This is a genomic window from Dryocola clanedunensis subsp. sulfonylureivorans (assembly GCF_016756775.1).
Lineage (GTDB): Bacteria > Pseudomonadota > Gammaproteobacteria > Enterobacterales > Enterobacteriaceae > Dryocola > Dryocola clanedunensis.
This window is the reverse complement of record NZ_JAERMU010000028.1, coordinates 1-17,663: the sequence shown is the minus strand read 5'-3', so window position 1 is coordinate 17,663 and position 17,663 is coordinate 1. Positions and strand designations below refer to the sequence as shown.

The window sequence follows — 17,663 nt, the reverse complement described above, 5'->3', positions numbered from 1 at the left end:
CACTGCCGCCGGTGGCGGCAACAAGGAAACCTGGCGTTGCCAGGCGACCAGAACACACCGTTGCTTCCCGTCAGGTGGCGTATGTCGGCAAACGCCGTGCCCAGACCGTAGCCCGGGCTGGCGTGAAAACAAGGGAGGCTTCGCCGTCCTCCTCACCCGTTCGCACCGATGACGGGCATTCAGCCCGCAATCGGTTTGCGCTGCGGCTTGCGGTGCCGCCCTTGTTTTCCCGCCGGGTCGCCCGGTCAGGTTCGTGGTCACGGCGTCAGCCGTATCCTGATAACCTGAAACGGAGATATTCCCATGCCCAACTGGTGTGCTAACCGCCTTATCATTACCGGAACGAATGAAGCCCGTTCCGCAGTCTGTGCCTTCGCTAACGGAGAGCTGTACCCGTCATATGCGCGGGCGATTAATCAGAGCCTGCGTCTGTTTATCGCAGGTTGTGGTGGCCTGTTGCGTCCTGTCAGTCCGACAGAGTACGCGCCGTACCCTGCTATCATCCAGGGCGTGGGGTGTATCAGTCCCGAAAACCTGGCGTTCAGTGAATGGCTGGTTTTGCTGGGCCAGAATGCAAAGCTTGATGAGGATAACTGCCAGCGAATCGATGTGCTTTACCAGCAAAGCGGCCTGGCCGGTCTGGAATGGGATGCACTCCCGGAAAGCGTCAGGATTCTGGCAGAAAAAGTGATGGCCCAAAAAAGCGATGACTGGGGACGCGGGGAATTCAGCAAGTCAGAACATGCACAACTATGGCAGTCATTCGAAGACGACTGTCAGGCCGCGCGGCTGGACATGAAGCTGCTCATTCCCACCCGACTTGCCTGTGAAATTAATGGGTTCAACGGTGGCCTGCTTACTGATATCGCCACGAGCTACGGAAGCAATCTCAGTCTGTACGGGGTGAAGTGGCCACACGGATATGCGTCAGACGTTACGGAAGAGGAGAGGGGATTGATTGTTGATTTTGATACGCCGTGGTCGTCACCCGACCCCGAAGTTATACAGAGACTATCAGAGCGCTATGGCTGCGACGTGGTGCATTATTTTGCCGAAACCGGCGGCGGGTTCTGCGGGTTTGATGAATATCGCCGGGGAACGCTGTGGGATGAGGCCGCCGATGAAATTCAGTATTCAAAAGATACCTTTGAGGAGTGTGGGGAAATCTATTTTCATGTCTGCGGCCCTGAATACCTGGTTAACAATATGGCGCACTATATCGGTTAAGCCTGCCTGATTTCTCTGTCCGGCCAGACGACGGCCGGGCAGTTCTGTGTCGCAGCTGGCGCTTACCGGCATCGAGCCGATAACCGCCAGTTCCATCGGCTTTGACCCCGGCGGCTTATATCTCGCGCGTCATTTCATGAAGCAGATTCAGCACGGTTTCGCGGTCGGTGTCGGCATTCTGAAGGGCTGGCAGAAGATCCTTCAGGGAGAGGGCTATTGTGGCCAGCTGAATCGAACGCTTTATCCCGGCTGCATTTTCATAATCTTTGTAGGTTCGCAGGGATACGCCCAGCTCCTGCGCCGCGCGTTCGCGGCGCCAGCAGAAGCTTTTTCGCCATAATCTCAGGTCGTTGCCGGTCATAAAATTCCATAAAAGGTGCAGTTTCTGCACTTTATTGTACAAGTAAATGATGGTTAAAAGGTGCAATTTCTGCACTTTTACGAATTTTTTACTCACTCTGAAGCAAACACCCGAAACCCGGTGGCCCCTTCGGCTCCCCGCCCTGTGGTCGGGTCGTCGCCTGCACTTCGTGAGCTGCCCGATGACGGGCCGCGCACTCCGCAGAGTCACGCCCGCGCGTCTCTGTCCTGCCGGATAGCAAGCGATGCCTGACGTCAGGGGCACTACGCCTGCTGCGACCGTTCCGGTCACGCGGCTTCCACTGGCCAGCCGGCTGGCCGCTGAGGACGTCCCCCCGTCGCTGTCGCGCCGTGGTGCCGGGTTGTGCCCGGTTCAGCACTCCGGTCCGCAATGAGCCGGTGAGCCTCCGGCGTCGCAGGGTATGTAACCCTTTCATTGCGCTATGCCGTCAAGGCTGAAATGCACGACGCAGGCGTCGGCCTTGTCGGCGCACCCTGAAAGTGTGAATGCCCTGTTTGCGACGACGAATACTCACAGCGGCATCATTCACACAACGAGGGGAGAACCAACATGACACAACTGAACATCAACGGCGCGACAGCTAAGCCTACAGCAGCATCCGCACAACTGCCGGTGGACGATATTGAGCTGAATACATCGGGTGAACATGCGCTCATTCCGTCGGTGGCCATCGATACGCTGCTGGCCCATCGACAGGCGGGGCTGGCATCGTTTGCACAGGCTATGGAACATCTGGCCGCTGCCCGGGCGCATTTTGTTGCCGCCGGCAGCAAGATTTATCGCAGCCACAGTTTTCCCGGCCTGGTAGAGCGCGCGGTCAGCTGTGAGGCATGGGAGGCGGTGGTGAAGCGTGAAATCGACCGGACAATCTGGGGTCATCTGATGGAGGAAACCGGCATGATGACCCTGATGAATACCGACCAGCGTCAGGCGTGGCACAGCTCCCTGTATAGTGACAGCATGCCGGAAGTGACGATTGATAACGTGCTGGCATCGTTTAAGCAGCTTCACCTGTCGCGTGAGTCGATGTTCGAGGAGGGCGTGGTATCGCTGTTTGAAAAGCTCTCGTGGGATTACAAAACCAACAACCCCCGACGGTTTGGGAAGAAGATCATCCTGGGTAATCTGCTACAGCAACGTTATGGGGGCTGGGTAAGCGCCAGTACGGCTGGCTGCGCCCGTCTTGATGACCTGATGAAAGCCTTCTGTATTCTTGACGGAAAGACGATCCCCGACGTGCGCAGCGGGGCCGGCTGCGCTTTTCAGGAGCATGTCAGCCGTCACGATATGAATAACCCGCTGTTTGAGATGCCTTACTTCACCATCCGCTATTTTAAAAAAGGCTCCGGCCATATCACCTTTACCCGCCCGGAACTGGCTGAACGGATGAATGACATCATCGCCCGTCATTATCCTGGTGCTTTGCCACCCGCCTGATAAGGGCGGAACAGGCCGGTTTCCCGGCCCGTTCTTTGCGCCTGCAGCGACCGTTCCGGTCACGCGGCTTCCACTGGCAAGCCGGCTTGCCGCTGAGGAAATCCCGCAGGCGGGCTTCTTCCGGTGCCTCCCTTACCCTGGCATTGTGCGCAGGAAATCTGTCTCCGTGACAGACGCTGGGCCAGGGGGGCTCCATGGCAAGGGAAGGCTAAAGCCCATCATCTTCGCCCATTCGCACTCGCTCCCTCCGGTCACTCGCTTGCGCATGTGGCCTCGCTGCCGCCCTTGCAATGTTTCCCTTCCCCGACCCGGTCTGATGTCACGGCGCCAGACATCCCGCGCCAGCTAAAGGCCAAAGGGGATGACACCAGAAGGAAGCCCGGCAGGGCAATCATTAATTTTTCAGCAGGGGTGGTTATGTCAGCAGCAGCGCAACAGGAAATGGTTTTTTATGTCCCAGGCTCACTCTGGCTGGTTGATTTTGCCCGACTGATCGACGGGCAGTACCTGCCGTCGCTGGAGGCAATGCAGGCAAATTTTCCAGGCTGCGAGCTGATGAGCTATGACGAGGCCAGCCAGGCAATGAATGACGCGGCAAAGCAGCCCGTCACGCGCATCACTCGCGAAGAGTACGACGACAAACTTTGTGTTATGCCGCCGCTGGACTGGCGGGGCGGTGACTCCGGCGAGTCGTTCAAGCTGTGTGAGATGTACAGCGGCAACATCACGGATATCTATGCCCGGTTGGGCAACGAGTATTTCAGGCTACGCGATCACGTCACGCTGACGCACGGCGACATTATGCAACGCGTTAAGGAGGTACAGGGGAAAGAAACGCAGGAATAACGGCAATAAAAAAGCAGACCAGAGGTCTGCTTAATCACCGGATGGCACTAGAGATGCCATCCCCATCAAAACCAATGGAGTATCCAAACCATGATTATCGACCCGCAAATAGTCGCACAGGCTAAAGCATTTGTAAACGCCCTGAAGCTGAAACAGAGCGCCCGGGTTCCGGCGCTGAAATTCAGCCAGTGGCAGCAGTTCATGTCCACCGTTCACGCTGAAATGAGCGCGTAATCAACTCGCCAGCCCCTGCCGGGGCTGGCATCCTGGAGCGTTAATTATGGGTACAGTTTCAGACACCATTCCTGTTTATCATTTTGGCTCGCCTGAGCTTGATGTTTTGCACCGTCAGGCAAAAGTCACGGGTAACGTTTACGGCAGCGACTGGCACGGCTTTGAATACGTGGTTGATCACGGTCGATTCAGAACGCTGAACGAACTGCGGGCCGGGCAGGAGGTGCCGCGCAGCCGGGCAATCAGCGAGGGGGAGAAGTCGATGAGTAACCAAAGCGAAAATAAAAACGCAGCGCCGAAAATTTTAACGGGCTGTCAGCTGCGGCCCGTCCTTGAATGCTGCATTTCGCATCTGACCGCCAGAGATGCCGAACTGATGCAAGAGCTGAGCCGGATTAAATTTGAGGGCGAATGGATCATGGATACCGGCGTCGGCTATCTCATCCGCCTGGATGCGCATCAACACCCTTTACGACGGCTGCGCAAGTCTGGACTTTCACGCGCCGCCCGGCAGCTTATCAGCCGCGCAGTGTGGCAACTTGATATCGGGATGATCCATTTTTCCCAGGCGGGCGATGAGCTGGACGGCGTACCCGTGTTTGACTGGTGATGCCCCCCGCCAGTGATGGCAGCGGGTTGTGCTCCGGCGGCGTTGAGCCACCAGAGCACAACACAACGGCGCGCCTTCGATGTGCTTTGCACATGCGGCTTGACCGGCTTTGCTGACGCACCGCCGCTGAGGCGTCAGGCCCTTTCCGGTGTCATCCCTTAAGACGGTGGACCGTCACGGGGTTGCCTTGTTGCCGTGTTCATCCTGGCCCGGGCAGTGTCGCCCGCAAGGGAAGGCTAAAGCCTGCCATCTCCACCCGTTCGCACTCACTCCCTCCGATCATTCGCTTGCGCATGCGGCTTGCGGTGGCACCCTTGCGTTCGCCCCTCTGTACCCGGTCCGTCTTCTCTCACGTCAACCGGCCATCCCGGTCCGTTCATCAGAACGTCAGGGAAATGACACCGGAAAGAAGTCACATTAACCAGGAGAGAATACATGACCTCATTAGCATCCCGTTTTCGTAACCCTACCGGCATCCGTCGCGAGCGCGCACTGACTGACGATGAGCTTCACCGCTTTGTCCCGAGCATTTTCTCAGAGGACAAGCACGCATCGCGCAGCGAACGCTACACCTACATTCCGACCATTACGCTGCTTGATAACCTGCGTAAAGAAGGCTTTCAGCCGTTCTTCGCCTGCCAGACGCGCACCCGCCGTGAGGATAAGCGCGAGCACACAAAACACATGCTGCGCCTGCGTCGTGAAGGCCAGATTGCCGGGAAGGAAGTGCCGGAAATTATTTTGCTGAACAGCCACGACGGCAGCAGCAGCTACCAGATGATCCCCGGCATGTTCCGCTTCGTTTGTGCGAATGGCATGGTCTGCGGTGAAACGTTTGGCGAGGTGCGCGTACCGCACAAGGGCGACGTAGTAGGGCGCGTGATTGAGGGTGCTTTTGAAGTGCTGGATATTTTTGACAAGGTGGAAGAGTCGCGCGAAGTGATGAAGTCAGTTCCGATGACCCGTGACGCGCAGGAAATTTTTGCCCGACATGCGCTGGAATACCGCTATGAAGATAAACGCGCCCCGATCACCACAACGCAGGTTCTCAACAGCCGACGTTACGAAGATGACAGCAACGACGTCTGGACAACCTATCAGCGCGTACAGGAAAACATGATCAAGGGCGGATTACGCGGCGTTAATGCAAAAGGGAAAATGACGCGTACCCGCGCTATCAACGGTATCACCGGGGATGTGAAACTGAATCGCGCCCTGTGGCAGATGGCCGAAGAGATGAAGAATCTACTAAAATAAATTCTCATGAAAAAGGAGCCAGAAGACTCCTTTTTTGTCTGCATGTTGTGCCAGGCATCGAACACGGCACTGAACAAAAACAGTATTCAGCGTGGTGTATGACCCGCCGGATTATTTTCCATTTCGCGTTTCTCACCGGATTGCACAGGCGTTGAAGGCGCTTTTACCTTTTTCACCCGTGAAGCATTTTTTTTGCCCGATGAGGATTTAGCAATCGCTTCCTGAATCGCCTTTAACCCTACCTTTATTCCGGTGGCATCGAGCGCCGATTTGATATCCGCCGCGCTGTAACCTTTTTGCGTGTACAGCGTCAAAATTTGTTCTTTCAGTGATTCCAGAATATCAGCACGGGTAAGCCTGTCCGGCGTCAGATCGGGCAAGTTTTCAAGCGTGGCTTTCGCCTTTTCGAGTTGTTCCTGAGTGTAAAACGTATTCGCTGCCATGTGCGGTTATCCATTTCTGTTTTAAAGATTATTAGCAAAAGCGTTATACCAAAAAATACGCACTAACGCGACCTGACCCCACTGCCGACCCGGTGTAAAACAATGAGGGCAACGACTGGATTTTGACCCATAAACTGCGCTAAAATAAGGGACAGGATATGTTTTGTAGCACCGCCTGCACGCAGTCGGTACTACAAAACGTCCTGGTCAGGGCAAAGCCCCGACACCCCAGCGAGACTAACACTGCCGAGACTGAAGGGATAAAGGTCACCGTGAGCAAGAGCGAGAAGCGCAACAGAACAGCCTTACTTCCGAGCATTCGTTGCCTGCCGGAAGAGAAAGAAGAGATACAGGAAAGCGCACAGGCCGCAGGTCTGAGCGTGGGTGAGTATCTGCGTCGCTGTGCCCTCGGTCGCCGCATTACCGCGAAGGTTGATACGAAACTCATCATGGAGCTTCAGCGTCTTGGCGGCCTGCAAAAGCACCTGTTTAACGAAGGGCGGGGCAACGTCAGCGAGAAGTTCAGCAAGGAATATTCAGAGGTCCTGGTGGCGATAAAGAAGGCCATCATCGGGATTGATATGGGGCTCGACCCGTACGCAGCGGAGCGTGAAAAACCGTGATACCGATTGTGCCGGAAAAGCGTCGTGACGGACGTTCAAGCTTCGTTAAGCTTATCACCTACGTGAGCCAGCGGGACGAGGACAAGCCGGATATGCCCATCTCCCCGGATAACCCTTACGTTCGTCCGTCCCGCTCCAGTGCAAAAATATTTGACCAGTTGCTGAGCTACGTTGACCGCCACGCTTCACCGGATGACCAGATGCTGCTGTCTTACGAGGGTGGCGTTCAGCAGATAAAGAGCGGCGATGTCGTCTGCGAAACAAACTGTTTTGGTCTGGACACGGCGGCTGCAGAAATGAACGCCGTGGCCCTGCAGAACACTCGCTGTATCGATCCGGTGTACCACGCCATTTTGTCCTGGCGTGAAGAGGACAGGCCTACGGAAGCGCAGATTTTTGACAGCGCCCGCTACTGCCTGAAACAGCTGGGGATGAGTGAAAACCAGTATGTCTTCGCCATCCACCGGGACACAGATAACGTCCACTGCCATATCACGGCCAATCGCGTTCACCCGGTGTCCTACCGCGCAGCGAATCTTTATAACGACGTTAACCGCCTGCATAAAGCCTGCCGTCATCTGGAGCTGAAGCACGGTTTCACACCGGACAATGGTGCCTGGGTGATTAACGAAAACAGCCAGGTGGTGCGGGCGAAAAATGATGTTAAGTCCATTCCCCGTAAGGCACGACAGTTGGAGTATTACGCGGACAAAGAGAGCCTTTACAGCTACGCGGTTGCGGAATGCAGGTGGAAAATCGCCGCTGTTATCAGCAAAGAAAATGCCACGTGGAAAGAGATCCATCAGGTCCTTGTCCATTCGGGACTCGAGCTGAAACGCAAAGGTGAAGGGCTTGCCGTCTACTCCATTGATAACCCGACCTGTCCACCGGTGAAGGCCAGCAGTGTACATCCTGACCTGACCAGAAACTGTCTGGAAAAAGATTTAGGTGCGTTTGTTGCGATGCGCAATGCCGGGCGTTACACCAAAAATGAAGCCGATAATTCACCGGATGCCATCGTACATGAGTTTATGTATGACCCCCGCATTCATGCCAGGGATGCGCAGGCGCGGCTGGAAAGAAGGCTGGCCCGTGCGGATGCGCGGGAAGATTTACGGGCACGATACGAAGCCTATAAGCTGGGCTGGGTTCGTCCTAAAATTGACCCTGATGCGGTTAAACAGCGTTACCAGTCGCTGTCCAAAACCTTCAGCTGGCAGAAAGCGCGCATACGGATAAGCGTCGACGACCCACTTTTACGCAAGCTGATGTACAACATTGTTGAAGTGGAAAAGATGAAGGCGATGTCCGCCCTGCGACAGACGATTAAAGAGGAGAGGGTGGCATTCCGGGCCGATCCGGACAACCGGCGGCTGTCTTATCGTGCGTGGGTGGAGCAGCAGGCGATTAGTCACGATCAGGCGGCGATTGCACAATTGCGCGGCTGGGCCTACCGGCTTAAACGTCATGCAAGAACGTCATCGATATCGTCAGACGCGATCGTCTGTGCCGTTGCTGATGATACCCCGGCCTTTAAGCTCGACGGGTATATGACGTCAGTCACCCGCGACGGAACGGTGCAGTACAGCCGTCATGGTGAAGTGAAAGTACAGGATCGGGGTAGCCGTATTGAGATTGCCTACGGTTGCTCTGACAGTGCCGATAATATTGCTGCGGGTATGGCGCTTGCTGAACATAAGAGTGGGGAGCAGCTGCGGTTTGAAGGTGAGCCGGCATTTGTGAGCCAGTCATGCGGCATGGTGACGTGGTTTAATGAAGGCGGGGATAAGCCGTTGCCGCTGACCGATCCACTGCAGCGGGTCATGTCGGGCTACGCTCCGCAGACGACGACAGCGGAAGCCTACAAAGAACTCTTTGGTTCTTCGCCTGCAGCTGCACCGCGCGAAGAGCCGGAAAGCAAAACACAGCAGACAAACAAACCCAACAACACCTACAGGCCGTAATAAAAATGACAAGACAGGACTGGCTGATGATGCTCCGGCATTGCACGCAAAGAGTAACGCTCGAACGTATCATCGAGAAGAAAAACTACGAGCTCAGCTGCGCTGACCTGGCCGTTTTCTGGGGCGCGGCCGACCACCGGCTGGCCGAGCTGATTACCGGCAGACTTTATGATCGCATCCCCGCAGGGGTATGGCAGTTTGTCCGTTAAGTTCGGGCAGGGAAGGGAACCACAGGCTGAAATGTTAAAGGCCGTGGGCGTTTATCGGTCTGATGTCATATAATGATGTCGTTAGATTCCGAGTGTTCTCCTCCGGCCAGAGCACCAACTCTGAACCGGAAAATAAAAAAACCGACCTCACTGAACTGCACCCCAGTCGGTTTTTTTATGTCTGAAATACATGTTTGCGTTAGTCCATACGGCTGCGTGCAACGTTCGCGACTGGAAATATCACCAGGATATATGTATCTGAGCAGTCACTGACATTTCTCCTGGGAAAATATGCCTTTATCCATAATGAGAATACGATCCGCCGAGGCCAGTGTTTCAGGACGGTGAGCGATAAGAAGCACCGGTATACCCGACTGACGCAGTGTCTGGCTGATGATTATTTCGCTTTCCACATCAAGATGGCTTGTGGCTTCATCCAGCAATAAAAATCCCGGTTTCTTATACAGTGCTCTGGCCAGCAAAATACGTTGTTTTTGACCACCGGAGAGCCCGCCTCCGGTTTCTCCGATTAATGTCTGGTACCCCATCGGCATGGCCATGATGTCACTGTCGATCAGAGCCAGCCTGGCACAGTGCATCATTCGTTCCTGATTTCGGTCTTCACTGAAAAAAATGATGTTATCCGCGACAGAACCCCGAAATAAAAGATCATCCTGCAGGACGGTCCCGATCCGCTGGCGCACCTGGAAATAGTCCGGATGAGTGTGAGGAATGCCGAATGTCCGGATCACGCCTTCATCGGGGGTATGAATACCCAGGATAAGTTTAACCAGCGTCGATTTACCACAGCCGGACTTTCCTGTAATGGCCACAACTTCGCCCGGATTCAGGGTCAGGGAAATATCGCTAATAACCCGGGCGTTTCCTCCCTTATGGCTAAAAAAGAGATGTTCAATTGACAGGGGAGGCGATGTGTCGCCAGAGAGAATCCCATGAACGACCGGAGTGATATCCTCCATTGTGCTGTCCGCCTGCTGTGCGTGAAGTTGCTGCCCCTCCGCGTGATTCATCACGATATCGGCCAGGCGCTCATTATAAATATTGAGCATGCGCCATGAAAAAAACTTGTCCGTCAGGCTGCTGATGCTGGAGGAGAATCTCCCCTGATAAGACAGATACGCGACCAGCATACCGACAGTAAATGTTCCGTCCAGCACTTCGCCTGCCCCTTTCCACAAAATAACGGCCGAGACCAGGCTGCGCGTGAGCGTGTGCGCAATGTCATAACACATGGTCAGCCTGCTCTGGCGCAGCTGCGTGTTACGGCGAATAACATTGAGGTTAAGCCAGGCCGCTTCACGCTGGGCAATCACGCCGTTGATCCTCAGACTCAGGATGCCGTGCAGGGTTTCAAGAAAATGGCCGGTTTCCCGGGCGCTGGCATCCCAGGCATCTTCAGCAGACTGACGCAGGGACGGATACCAGAGCGCCCTCAGCAGGGCGTAGATGATGGCTGCCACGACCGCTATCAGTGTCATCCCAGGGCTGTAGAGCAACATCATGCCAAACGACGTCAGGACCAGGAGCACATCCAGTATTCCCTCCAGCACCTGTGTAGTCAGTGCCTGCTGAATGCTGTCCACGGCATCGAAGCGGGCGCTGATGCTGCCTTTGCTTCTTGCGTCGAACCAGGTCAGGGGAAGGCGTATCAGGTGATGGAAAACGCGGGCGGTCCACTGCATATTAAAATTGACGGACAGCGTAATGGTTGCCCACTGGCGGGCCAGCGACAGCAGCAGCTGAGTCAGGGACAGCAGCATTAAGGCGATAATGATAATACTCAGCAGGCTCCGATCGGCCGCGACCAGCACTTCATCAATCACCATCTGATTAAGAAGGGGGCTGCCCAGCGTCAGGATCTCCAGCGCCAGCGCAAAAACGATGATCCGCACCATCGCCGGCAACAGGCCTGGGGTTTTGCCGGTGAGCTGCCGGAGGCGAATTTTTTTCCTTTCATCACGCGGCGTGAAATCGCCGGCTGGGGTCATTTCAACGGCAACACCGGTAAAATGCTTTCCGGCTTCCTGCAGGGAAATCGTGACCTTTCCCTTGTCTGGATCGTGTATCACCAGCTTATTACCCCGCATCTGGTGAAGCACCACAAAATGGTTCATGTTCCAGTGGAGAATACAGGGGAGCGTCAGGGACTTCATATCGTCCGGCTCGAGCCTGAGCGCACGGGACGAAAGATGAATGCCGGCGGCGCATTCTATCAAACGCTGGAGAGTCATTCCCTGCGTGCTGATACTGAAGCGTTCACGCAGCGCGGGTAAATCGGTTTTCAGACCGTGCCAGCAGGCCATCATGGCAAGGCAGGCTAAGCCACACTCGGCAGATTCCGTCTGCCTTATCACCGGCAGCTGCTTTCGACCTGTCCATTTGAGGGCTTCCATTACAGTTTTCCTTTAAGGCTCCAGAGTGGCTCCGACAGCCATTCCCACAGATGTCGGGTATCGAGACTGACATCCCCCTCAAGCGTCATTCCGGGGCGCAAAGGCTCCTTTCGGCCATAGGCCAGGATGAAGGTATTTTCAGGTGACACAATCACGCGATAGTGGCCTTCATTTTCTTTCCAGGTGACGGGAGAGACGGAAAGTAAATCGGATGAACTCAGCGTTGTACGGCTGATTTCGCGGATAATGCCGTACTGAACGCCAAACTTCTGATAGGGGAATGCGGCAAAGCGGAGAGCAACCCGCTGGCCCCGCTGGATAAATCCCGCGTTCTGGCTGGTTGCAAAGAGCTCCACCTGCAGGTGGGCATTATCGGGTACCAGCGTCATAACCGGCTCTGCGGCTCTGACAGACTGCCCCTGTCTGACAAGCACGGCGGCCACGGTACCGGATACCGGTGAAGTCAGGGTGAAATTACGCTGTCCCGCCAGCTCAACCTGCTGCTGTCTGATCCCCTGGAGCTGCCTGTCGATCTCTGCCATTCGGCTTTGTCCCTGCGTGATGAGGTGCTTCAGTTCGTCCTCGGCCGTATCCAGACTGGAGCGTATCTGGAGAAGCTGCTGGCGCTGATTCTCAACGTTCTCCTGAGCTGCGGAGACTTCGATTTGCTTTTGCTGATATTCAATATCGGAGACGTAGTGGGTGGTAAGCAGCTTCCGGTAGCGGCCCATGACGGACACGGACAGCCTCACCTGATGTTCTGCCTGGGCCAGACGGTCTTCCGCGCTTTTTATCTGCGGCTGCAGGGAGGAAATACGCTGGCGGGCGGCCTGCTGCTGCTGGTTATTATCACGCTGCTCAAGAGCCTGCTGTGAGGTCAGCATTGAATATTGCGTATTGAGTGACAGGCTCATGGCGGCCATCGTACCGGCGCCCTGTCCGTCGTAGCGTTCTGCACTGATATGGTAGAGAGGTGTGTCCGCCGTGACGTGCTGCCCTTCGGAAACCGTCAATTCTGTAACGTACCCGGTGTATTCGGGGGTGATTTTAATCAGCCCGGTGGAGGGCATAACGATGCCGGACAGGTGCGCTTTGCGGGTGTACTGCCCAAAATAGAGGAAGGTAAAAATAAGAAGAAGCAATACAATCGTAGCCACGGCGCTGACGAAAAGACCAAAGGATGCCGGAATAATAATATCACCGTAGCCGGTGTCATTTTGATGGTCTAAGGATTCCTTTCTGAATAGGCTCATTGCGCTAATAGATACTCTGAATACTTATCGAAAAAGAAAACAAATTCATTAACATATGCAGGGTGTAAGGCAGAAGTAAGCTTTTTGTCATCATTCTAACCAGACATAGAATTACAGATATAAAAAACAGAATGAAATGGTCTGTCAGTGAATTATACTGCATGTGCATTAAACTAAAGAGTACAGACGTTGCCATTATGGGGAAAACAATATCCGAGGCTAAAGGTTTGAGAAAACCCAGCAGACATCCTCTGTAAAACACCTCTTCATAAAATGGGACGATCAGTACCAGCATTAAAGTAGTTAAAATATTATTCCTGGTGATAGTCATTAAACCTGCTTCATGGGCGCGTATGGAATAAGCCGCGAACTGAATGAGTAGCAATATACCAAGTGCGACAGAAGTCGTTTTTATTTTCACGATCGAAATCGATTCATCTTTGGCAAAAAAACAAACAAAGACAACAACGCTGAAAATAAATTCAATGAGAAATGTTAGTTGCAGTGATTTTACAACACCAATGACCGGTATGGAAATCTTTGGTGTAAAAATAATGATTACATACAAGATAAATATGCACAGAAATAAGCAGTGTTTTTTTTCTGCTTTGGCATAAAGATTGATGTTAATAAAACGCATTTTATGTGTTGCCTTTATTACTTAAGCACACTTGAAACAGGAGCCAGGTTAACAGGCGCTGCCCCTTACACATACAACACTGCATTGAATCAAAGAGCATCATGGTTTAGAACGGTGGCGGTTCACTGGGTAAAGAAAAGTGAGCACTTTCATTACCGAGCAATAAATTCCAATAAAACAAAACACTGCAATAAAAGCATCAGGTATATGCCGCCCTTCTGATAGTATAACTAATGAGGATGGGTTAATAATAAAGCGCGTAATCACCATTGAAACTATAAAAGCTACAAAACGTTTGTTTCTCAACTCATTCATTTGAATAGGCCCTTTGGATACTTACGCACTTTTGTTAGAGATGAACAGTTAAATTACCAGCGGCATTCACCGATCGCCCCACCTGGGTTAGTGTCATTCCAGTTCCCACCACTATTATTTGAAGAAGACCCGGTTGTGGACGGCAATGCAGCTGTAATTCCACCAATTACCCCTGCAACAACGACACCAACAGGATTAGCTCCTGCGACAACAGCACCTACGGTACCAAGAATAACGCCTATGCCTGCATTGTTAGCCGATGTAGCAGGAGCGCTGCCTTTCGACCCGGAGAAATTAGTATTTCTCTCAAAATTACCATTTGCATTCCCGCCACTGACCAATGCAATTTCTTCAAGACTTAGTTCTTTAATGTTATTCATAAAATCCCTCTACATTGAATTGTGCAATAAGTGCGATTCCAGTATTACGCTTACAGTTCTTGAGGTTAAAGTAAATATATGTAACAAAATGTATATTTGCATTGTTTGCTCACATCACCCAATAATGAGTTTAAATTTTAAAATTCGATTTTATCGAAATATAAAACCATGGATAATTTAAATTGGCTTTGTTGAATAAATCGAACTTTTGCTGAGTTAAATGATCAGATCACACATCATCCGGCAACACTGGTCATCCTATGGCAAAGCAGAAGTTTAAAGTCACCAACTGGCGCAACTACAACAAAGCCCTCATTAACCGCGGCTCCGTCACTTTCTAGCTTGATGACGAGTCTATTCAGGCCTGGCTTTGCTGATTTTTTGGCTTTCTCTTGCCTGATAATAGATTAATGGATATCATGTATATACAAACGTATTACGTGGGGTGATATCATGCAGAATACTACAGTAAACGCGCGTGTCAGCGCTGAAGCAAAAGCCGCCGCCGTTGCTGCACTGGAAGGGTCCGGTGTGTCGTTGTCTGACGTACTGCGTGCGGCTGTCGAGTACGTGGCAAAGAACCGCCGCTCACCGTTTCAGACGGTGACATTAAGTGAAGAAGAGGATGCAGGTCTGATCGCTATGGTTGAGGAAAGCCGCCGTACTCCGCGTGAACAATACGTTAGCGTTGATCTGGATAGTCTGAGATGAAATATGGTGTTATCTGGTCGCCGATAGCACTGAAAACATTCAAAAAACTGGACGCATCCATTCGTGGTCAGTTTCTGGATAAGCTGGATGCTCTACGAGATGCACCCCGGGTGGAAGCTAACGCATTACGTGGCAAACTGGCTGGGTGCTACAAAATTAAGCTACGTTCAGCAGGGTTTCGCCTTGTGTACGAAGTTGATGATGGTGAAATTCTGATCCTGGTTGTCGGCGTTGGAAAACGGGAGCGCGATGCGGCATACATACAGGCTGAAAAAACTCGGCAAAAAGCAGGGAAATAAAACCAAAAAAAAGGGCCGCAGGTGATACCTGCGGCCCTTTTAATGTAATAAATATCAGTAATTTGCTGCTTTCTGTGTGCTTTCCTGCCACAACCGCTCAAACTCTGCCTGATAGGGGTCCGCTTGGAAAACGGAAAATATCCTACGCTAAGCCTGTTTTTTAAGCAGGCATGACAGGCAGCTTTGAGCGAAAAGCGGGCGGTTTAGTTGATAAATCAAATCAGATAAAGGAATGCATAATATGACTGAGGAATTTTCGAAGAAAAAGCTTCTTCAGGGAGTAATATTTACCTTATTGATAACTATAGCTACTGGGCTAGGTAACGTTTTGTCTGCATTCTTCATGCTTGACGTAAAAAAGCAGGAAACTGAGGACAATCGGCTTGCTGATGCCAGACGGCGTGCGACTGAGTTGCACTGTATGAAGCTTGAGCAAAGTGCTTCTCTGGCAGCTGAGATTGTTTTCCGTGCTGACAGGGGGTACCCCAACAGAGTGACTCTATCTGATCTAATTTATGGCGGGGAAATGCCTGCAAAGCGGGTTTCTGATGAAAAAATAGAAGAAGAACAGAGAGATCTGGAACATAAAGTGTTTGGTTTGCTCCCTTATCTTCTGCCTGATGAAGCACAGGTAATGGAAAAAGTAACGCTGCAGCATATTGTGGTTACGGGGATGCGTACCAGTAAGGTTCCTGTCGAACGCCGGGCATCGCCGTCGGAAGGCGGCTTTAATTTCAATAATGAGATGAACGAACTTCGGAGTGCAGGATCGCTGATGGGCCAAATGTTCAGGGAAAAATGCATGAGTATGAAGTAATTCTGAACAAACAATGGCTTCGGTAACCATTGTTTGTTGTACTTTGGTCTGCTCCGTCAACGTCCGCTTCTGGCACAAAGCTGCCTGTCATGCTGGTTAAGAAATGGCCTTAGCGTAGGATATTTCCGTTTCCCAGGCGGACCCGAATAAGAACTACGAGTTCAGCTGCGCTGATTACCGGCAGACTTTATGATCGCATCCCCGCAGGCGTTTTGGCAGTTTGTACGTTAAGTTCGGGCAGGGAAGTGAACGACAGGCTGAAATGTTAAAGGCCGCGGGCGGTTAACCCCACGGCCTTACTTACGTTTCCGTCAGCTTCAGAAGAAGAGGCGGATCAGTTCCAGAAGCACAATAACGGCCTTCAGAACCATGATGGCTTTATCAATAAAAGCACCCATGCGTTTCTCCAGTAGAACTGGAAGAGGAACACCGCTACTCGCTCATCCGCTGCCTGTCATAGCGGCTTCTTCATTGTTAGATGCTGAGATACCTCCTCCTGCCAGAGCACTGAAACAGCACCACCTGTTATTCAGCCAGGACTTTTAAATCGTTCATGCCCGCTTAACCCGGGTTAAGGGCAGGAGATATGCACCTCACCTAACCCATTGATTATACCTCCTGAATTTAGTTATGACGAGCGTGCTGCTATGACATTTGCCCATATTGGTCCAATGTCATATAATAATGTCGTTAGATTCTGAGATACCTCCTCCGGCCAGAGCACCAACTCTGAACCGGAAAATAAAAAAACCGACCTCACCAGTCGGTTTTTTTATGTCTGTCGTTCCTCTCTGTGCAAGACCCTTTGTTCGATTTTTACCCTGGGCTAATCAAACCCCATTTTCTGCCGATACCAATGAATCGTCTTATGATTTTTAAATAAACTAAGGGCATGATTTGAAAAGTGTAATCGTCATACTCGCAGCACTGATCCTAGCTGGATGTGCAACTCCAGAACCTCTTCATAAAAAGACCTTAAGCGGCAAACCTGAGGGAAACTATCCAGGGGCAACAATTGACGCTGTGCGTAACACCTTATTAAGCCGGTGCAATAATGGTGGGGGCATGTCATCCACGAATGGCAACGAACTGACGTGTAAGAAGCAGCTGGAAGGAAGTGGCTCAATAATGACGCAATTACTCATTGGGAACAGCTACAGCACACCGCCGGTATTTGTTTTGCATTACGTGATAGGGCAACAACCTGATGGCATCAAGGTATGGGCAGATTCATGGGTAGAAACGCAAATGTCAGGAGGGCAGATTAATACCATGCCAACGAATGATAACCATACGCGAAACATTGTGCAGGACGGTTTAGACAACTTAAAAATTCAAAACTAGCCGCAGCATCAGGCCGCTCATACTCTTTACGCAGCAAAAAAAAAGGGGCCACAGGTTTCACCTGTGGCCCTTTTGACGTGATGCATATCAATAATTTTCTACTTTCGGTGTGCTTTCCTGCAACAACCGCTCAAATTCTTCCTGATAGACCGCCACCAGTTGCGGCTGGTTGCGTATCACAATCAATATCTTTATTGCGGTGTTTATACTGTTTTGTGGATCTCGATGGGTATGGTTCCTGGGGAGCCTGCATCATTA

Annotated in this window: 21 protein-coding genes; 14 read left to right on the top strand and 7 right to left on the bottom strand. The window is 52.1% G+C overall.

The window, feature by feature from the left end; all coding sequences use genetic code 11:
• Positions 1 to 303 precede the first annotated feature (303 nt).
• Positions 304 to 1,227, top strand: coding sequence for a DUF1281 domain-containing protein (locus HYQ67_RS20780; RefSeq protein WP_202307211.1), 924 nt, complete (start codon positions 304 to 306; stop codon positions 1,225 to 1,227).
• Positions 1,228 to 1,342: 115 nt separating this feature from the next.
• Here the strand turns inward: HYQ67_RS20780 and HYQ67_RS20775 are convergent, their stop codons facing one another.
• Complete coding sequence (locus tag HYQ67_RS20775) at positions 1,343 to 1,588, bottom strand: XRE family transcriptional regulator (RefSeq protein WP_202307209.1); 246 nt, start codon at positions 1,586 to 1,588, stop codon at positions 1,343 to 1,345.
• Positions 1,589 to 2,158: 570 nt separating this feature from the next.
• Between HYQ67_RS20775 and HYQ67_RS20770 the strand changes: the two genes are divergently transcribed.
• From HYQ67_RS20770 to HYQ67_RS20750, 5 genes are all read left to right on the top strand, one after another.
• The gene (locus HYQ67_RS20770; RefSeq protein ID WP_202307207.1) at positions 2,159 to 3,046 is read left to right on the top strand and encodes a DUF4942 domain-containing protein; all 888 of its coding nucleotides are present in this window, start codon (positions 2,159 to 2,161) and stop codon (positions 3,044 to 3,046) included.
• Between the two features lie 417 nt (positions 3,047 to 3,463).
• A complete protein-coding gene (locus HYQ67_RS20765) occupies positions 3,464 to 3,892 on the top strand; it encodes a hypothetical protein (protein ID WP_202307205.1) in 429 nt (142 codons plus the stop codon).
• 90 nt (positions 3,893 to 3,982) lie between these two features.
• The gene (locus HYQ67_RS20760) at positions 3,983 to 4,126 is read left to right on the top strand and encodes a succinate dehydrogenase flavoprotein subunit (RefSeq protein ID WP_202307203.1); all 144 of its coding nucleotides are present in this window, start codon (positions 3,983 to 3,985) and stop codon (positions 4,124 to 4,126) included.
• A gap of 46 nt (positions 4,127 to 4,172) precedes the next feature.
• Positions 4,173 to 4,736 (top strand): DUF5983 family protein, encoded by a 564-nt coding sequence (locus HYQ67_RS20755; RefSeq protein WP_202307201.1) that lies wholly within the window; start codon positions 4,173 to 4,175, stop codon positions 4,734 to 4,736.
• A gap of 435 nt (positions 4,737 to 5,171) precedes the next feature.
• Positions 5,172 to 5,993 (top strand): DUF932 domain-containing protein, encoded by an 822-nt coding sequence (locus HYQ67_RS20750; RefSeq protein WP_202307199.1) that lies wholly within the window; start codon positions 5,172 to 5,174, stop codon positions 5,991 to 5,993.
• Between the two features lie 86 nt (positions 5,994 to 6,079).
• Here the strand turns inward: HYQ67_RS20750 and HYQ67_RS20745 are convergent, their stop codons facing one another.
• The gene (locus HYQ67_RS20745; protein WP_202307197.1) at positions 6,080 to 6,436 is read right to left on the bottom strand and encodes a hypothetical protein; all 357 of its coding nucleotides are present in this window, start codon (positions 6,434 to 6,436) and stop codon (positions 6,080 to 6,082) included.
• Positions 6,437 to 6,708: 272 nt separating this feature from the next.
• On the opposite strand from HYQ67_RS20745, the gene mobA reads away from it, so the two are divergent.
• Genes mobA through hha form a run of 3 tightly spaced genes read left to right on the top strand, consistent with a single transcriptional unit; the run spans position 6,709 to position 9,232 of the window.
• A complete protein-coding gene (mobA, locus tag HYQ67_RS20740; protein WP_202307239.1) occupies positions 6,709 to 7,059 on the top strand; it encodes a plasmid mobilization protein MobA in 351 nt (116 codons plus the stop codon).
• Positions 7,056 to 9,023, top strand: coding sequence for a TraI/MobA(P) family conjugative relaxase (gene traI / locus HYQ67_RS20735; RefSeq protein ID WP_202307195.1), 1,968 nt, complete (start codon positions 7,056 to 7,058; stop codon positions 9,021 to 9,023). Before mobA ends, traI begins: the two co-directional genes overlap by 4 nt.
• A gap of 5 nt (positions 9,024 to 9,028) precedes the next feature.
• Positions 9,029 to 9,232: a hemolysin expression modulator Hha gene (gene hha, locus HYQ67_RS20730; RefSeq protein WP_202307188.1), complete on the top strand. Its 204-nt coding sequence runs from the start codon at positions 9,029 to 9,031 to the stop codon at positions 9,230 to 9,232.
• A gap of 266 nt (positions 9,233 to 9,498) precedes the next feature.
• Here the strand turns inward: hha and HYQ67_RS20725 are convergent, their stop codons facing one another.
• From HYQ67_RS20725 to HYQ67_RS24435, 3 genes are read right to left on the bottom strand one after another with little or no spacing between them, the layout of a single operon-like run.
• Positions 9,499 to 11,646, bottom strand: a complete 2,148-nt coding sequence (locus HYQ67_RS20725; protein ID WP_202307186.1) for a peptidase domain-containing ABC transporter — start codon at positions 11,644 to 11,646, stop codon at positions 9,499 to 9,501.
• Positions 11,646 to 12,899, bottom strand: a complete 1,254-nt coding sequence (locus HYQ67_RS20720) for an HlyD family secretion protein (RefSeq protein ID WP_202307184.1) — start codon at positions 12,897 to 12,899, stop codon at positions 11,646 to 11,648. Before HYQ67_RS20720 ends, HYQ67_RS20725 begins: the two co-directional genes overlap by 1 nt.
• A gap of 4 nt (positions 12,900 to 12,903) precedes the next feature.
• Entirely contained in the window at positions 12,904 to 13,230 is a 327-nt protein-coding gene (locus HYQ67_RS24435) for a CPBP family intramembrane glutamic endopeptidase (RefSeq protein WP_431355457.1), read from the bottom strand.
• Positions 13,231 to 13,273: 43 nt separating this feature from the next.
• Here HYQ67_RS24435 and HYQ67_RS24060 point away from each other — a divergent pair, with 43 nt between their 5' ends.
• Positions 13,274 to 13,516, top strand: a complete 243-nt coding sequence (locus HYQ67_RS24060) for a hypothetical protein (RefSeq protein WP_237391367.1) — start codon at positions 13,274 to 13,276, stop codon at positions 13,514 to 13,516.
• 391 nt (positions 13,517 to 13,907) lie between these two features.
• On the opposite strand, the gene HYQ67_RS20710 is transcribed toward HYQ67_RS24060, so the two are convergent.
• On the bottom strand, positions 13,908 to 14,234 hold the full coding sequence (locus HYQ67_RS20710; protein WP_237391366.1) for a hypothetical protein: 327 nt from the start codon (positions 14,232 to 14,234) through the stop codon (positions 13,908 to 13,910).
• Positions 14,235 to 14,687: 453 nt separating this feature from the next.
• Between HYQ67_RS20710 and HYQ67_RS20705 the strand changes: the two genes are divergently transcribed.
• The 3 genes from HYQ67_RS20705 (at position 14,688) to HYQ67_RS20695 (ending at position 16,061) form a co-directional block, all read left to right on the top strand.
• On the top strand, positions 14,688 to 14,945 hold the full coding sequence (locus tag HYQ67_RS20705; RefSeq protein ID WP_202307180.1) for a type II toxin-antitoxin system RelB/DinJ family antitoxin: 258 nt from the start codon (positions 14,688 to 14,690) through the stop codon (positions 14,943 to 14,945).
• Complete coding sequence (locus tag HYQ67_RS20700; protein WP_202307168.1) at positions 14,942 to 15,244, top strand: type II toxin-antitoxin system RelE family toxin; 303 nt, start codon at positions 14,942 to 14,944, stop codon at positions 15,242 to 15,244. Before HYQ67_RS20705 ends, HYQ67_RS20700 begins: the two co-directional genes overlap by 4 nt.
• A gap of 241 nt (positions 15,245 to 15,485) precedes the next feature.
• The gene (locus HYQ67_RS20695; protein ID WP_202307166.1) at positions 15,486 to 16,061 is read left to right on the top strand and encodes a hypothetical protein; all 576 of its coding nucleotides are present in this window, start codon (positions 15,486 to 15,488) and stop codon (positions 16,059 to 16,061) included.
• 317 nt (positions 16,062 to 16,378) lie between these two features.
• Here HYQ67_RS20695 and dinQ read toward each other — a convergent pair whose 3' ends face one another.
• Positions 16,379 to 16,459 carry a damage-inducible type I toxin DinQ gene (dinQ, locus tag HYQ67_RS24430; protein WP_408626175.1) on the bottom strand — a complete coding sequence of 27 codons (81 nt, stop codon included), beginning with the start codon at positions 16,457 to 16,459 and terminating at the stop codon, positions 16,379 to 16,381.
• A gap of 499 nt (positions 16,460 to 16,958) precedes the next feature.
• Here dinQ and HYQ67_RS20690 point away from each other — a divergent pair, with 499 nt between their 5' ends.
• Positions 16,959 to 17,405 (top strand): hypothetical protein, encoded by a 447-nt coding sequence (locus HYQ67_RS20690; RefSeq protein ID WP_202307157.1) that lies wholly within the window; start codon positions 16,959 to 16,961, stop codon positions 17,403 to 17,405.
• Positions 17,406 to 17,663: the final 258 nt, after the last annotated feature.

Coding starts and splice junctions, on each gene's coding strand:
- HYQ67_RS20780 (WP_202307211.1), top strand. CDS start 304: ATGCCCAACTGGTGTGCTAACCGCCTTATCATTACCGGAACGAATGAA.
- HYQ67_RS20775 (WP_202307209.1), bottom strand. CDS start 1,588: ATGACCGGCAACGACCTGAGATTATGGCGAAAAAGCTTCTGCTGGCGC.
- HYQ67_RS20770 (WP_202307207.1), top strand. CDS start 2,159: ATGACACAACTGAACATCAACGGCGCGACAGCTAAGCCTACAGCAGCA.
- HYQ67_RS20765 (WP_202307205.1), top strand. CDS start 3,464: ATGTCAGCAGCAGCGCAACAGGAAATGGTTTTTTATGTCCCAGGCTCA.
- HYQ67_RS20760 (WP_202307203.1), top strand. CDS start 3,983: ATGATTATCGACCCGCAAATAGTCGCACAGGCTAAAGCATTTGTAAAC.
- HYQ67_RS20755 (WP_202307201.1), top strand. CDS start 4,173: ATGGGTACAGTTTCAGACACCATTCCTGTTTATCATTTTGGCTCGCCT.
- HYQ67_RS20750 (WP_202307199.1), top strand. CDS start 5,172: ATGACCTCATTAGCATCCCGTTTTCGTAACCCTACCGGCATCCGTCGC.
- HYQ67_RS20745 (WP_202307197.1), bottom strand. CDS start 6,436: ATGGCAGCGAATACGTTTTACACTCAGGAACAACTCGAAAAGGCGAAA.
- hha (WP_202307188.1), top strand. CDS start 9,029: ATGACAAGACAGGACTGGCTGATGATGCTCCGGCATTGCACGCAAAGA.
- HYQ67_RS20725 (WP_202307186.1), bottom strand. CDS start 11,646: ATGGAAGCCCTCAAATGGACAGGTCGAAAGCAGCTGCCGGTGATAAGG.
- HYQ67_RS20720 (WP_202307184.1), bottom strand. CDS start 12,899: ATGAGCCTATTCAGAAAGGAATCCTTAGACCATCAAAATGACACCGGC.
- HYQ67_RS24435 (WP_431355457.1), bottom strand. CDS start 13,230: ATGACTATCACCAGGAATAATATTTTAACTACTTTAATGCTGGTACTG.
- HYQ67_RS24060 (WP_237391367.1), top strand. CDS start 13,274: ATGAGTAGCAATATACCAAGTGCGACAGAAGTCGTTTTTATTTTCACG.
- HYQ67_RS20710 (WP_237391366.1), bottom strand. CDS start 14,234: ATGAATAACATTAAAGAACTAAGTCTTGAAGAAATTGCATTGGTCAGT.
- HYQ67_RS20705 (WP_202307180.1), top strand. CDS start 14,688: ATGCAGAATACTACAGTAAACGCGCGTGTCAGCGCTGAAGCAAAAGCC.
- HYQ67_RS20700 (WP_202307168.1), top strand. CDS start 14,942: ATGAAATATGGTGTTATCTGGTCGCCGATAGCACTGAAAACATTCAAA.
- HYQ67_RS20695 (WP_202307166.1), top strand. CDS start 15,486: ATGACTGAGGAATTTTCGAAGAAAAAGCTTCTTCAGGGAGTAATATTT.
- dinQ (WP_408626175.1), bottom strand. CDS start 16,459: ATGGGTGCTTTTATTGATAAAGCCATCATGGTTCTGAAGGCCGTTATT.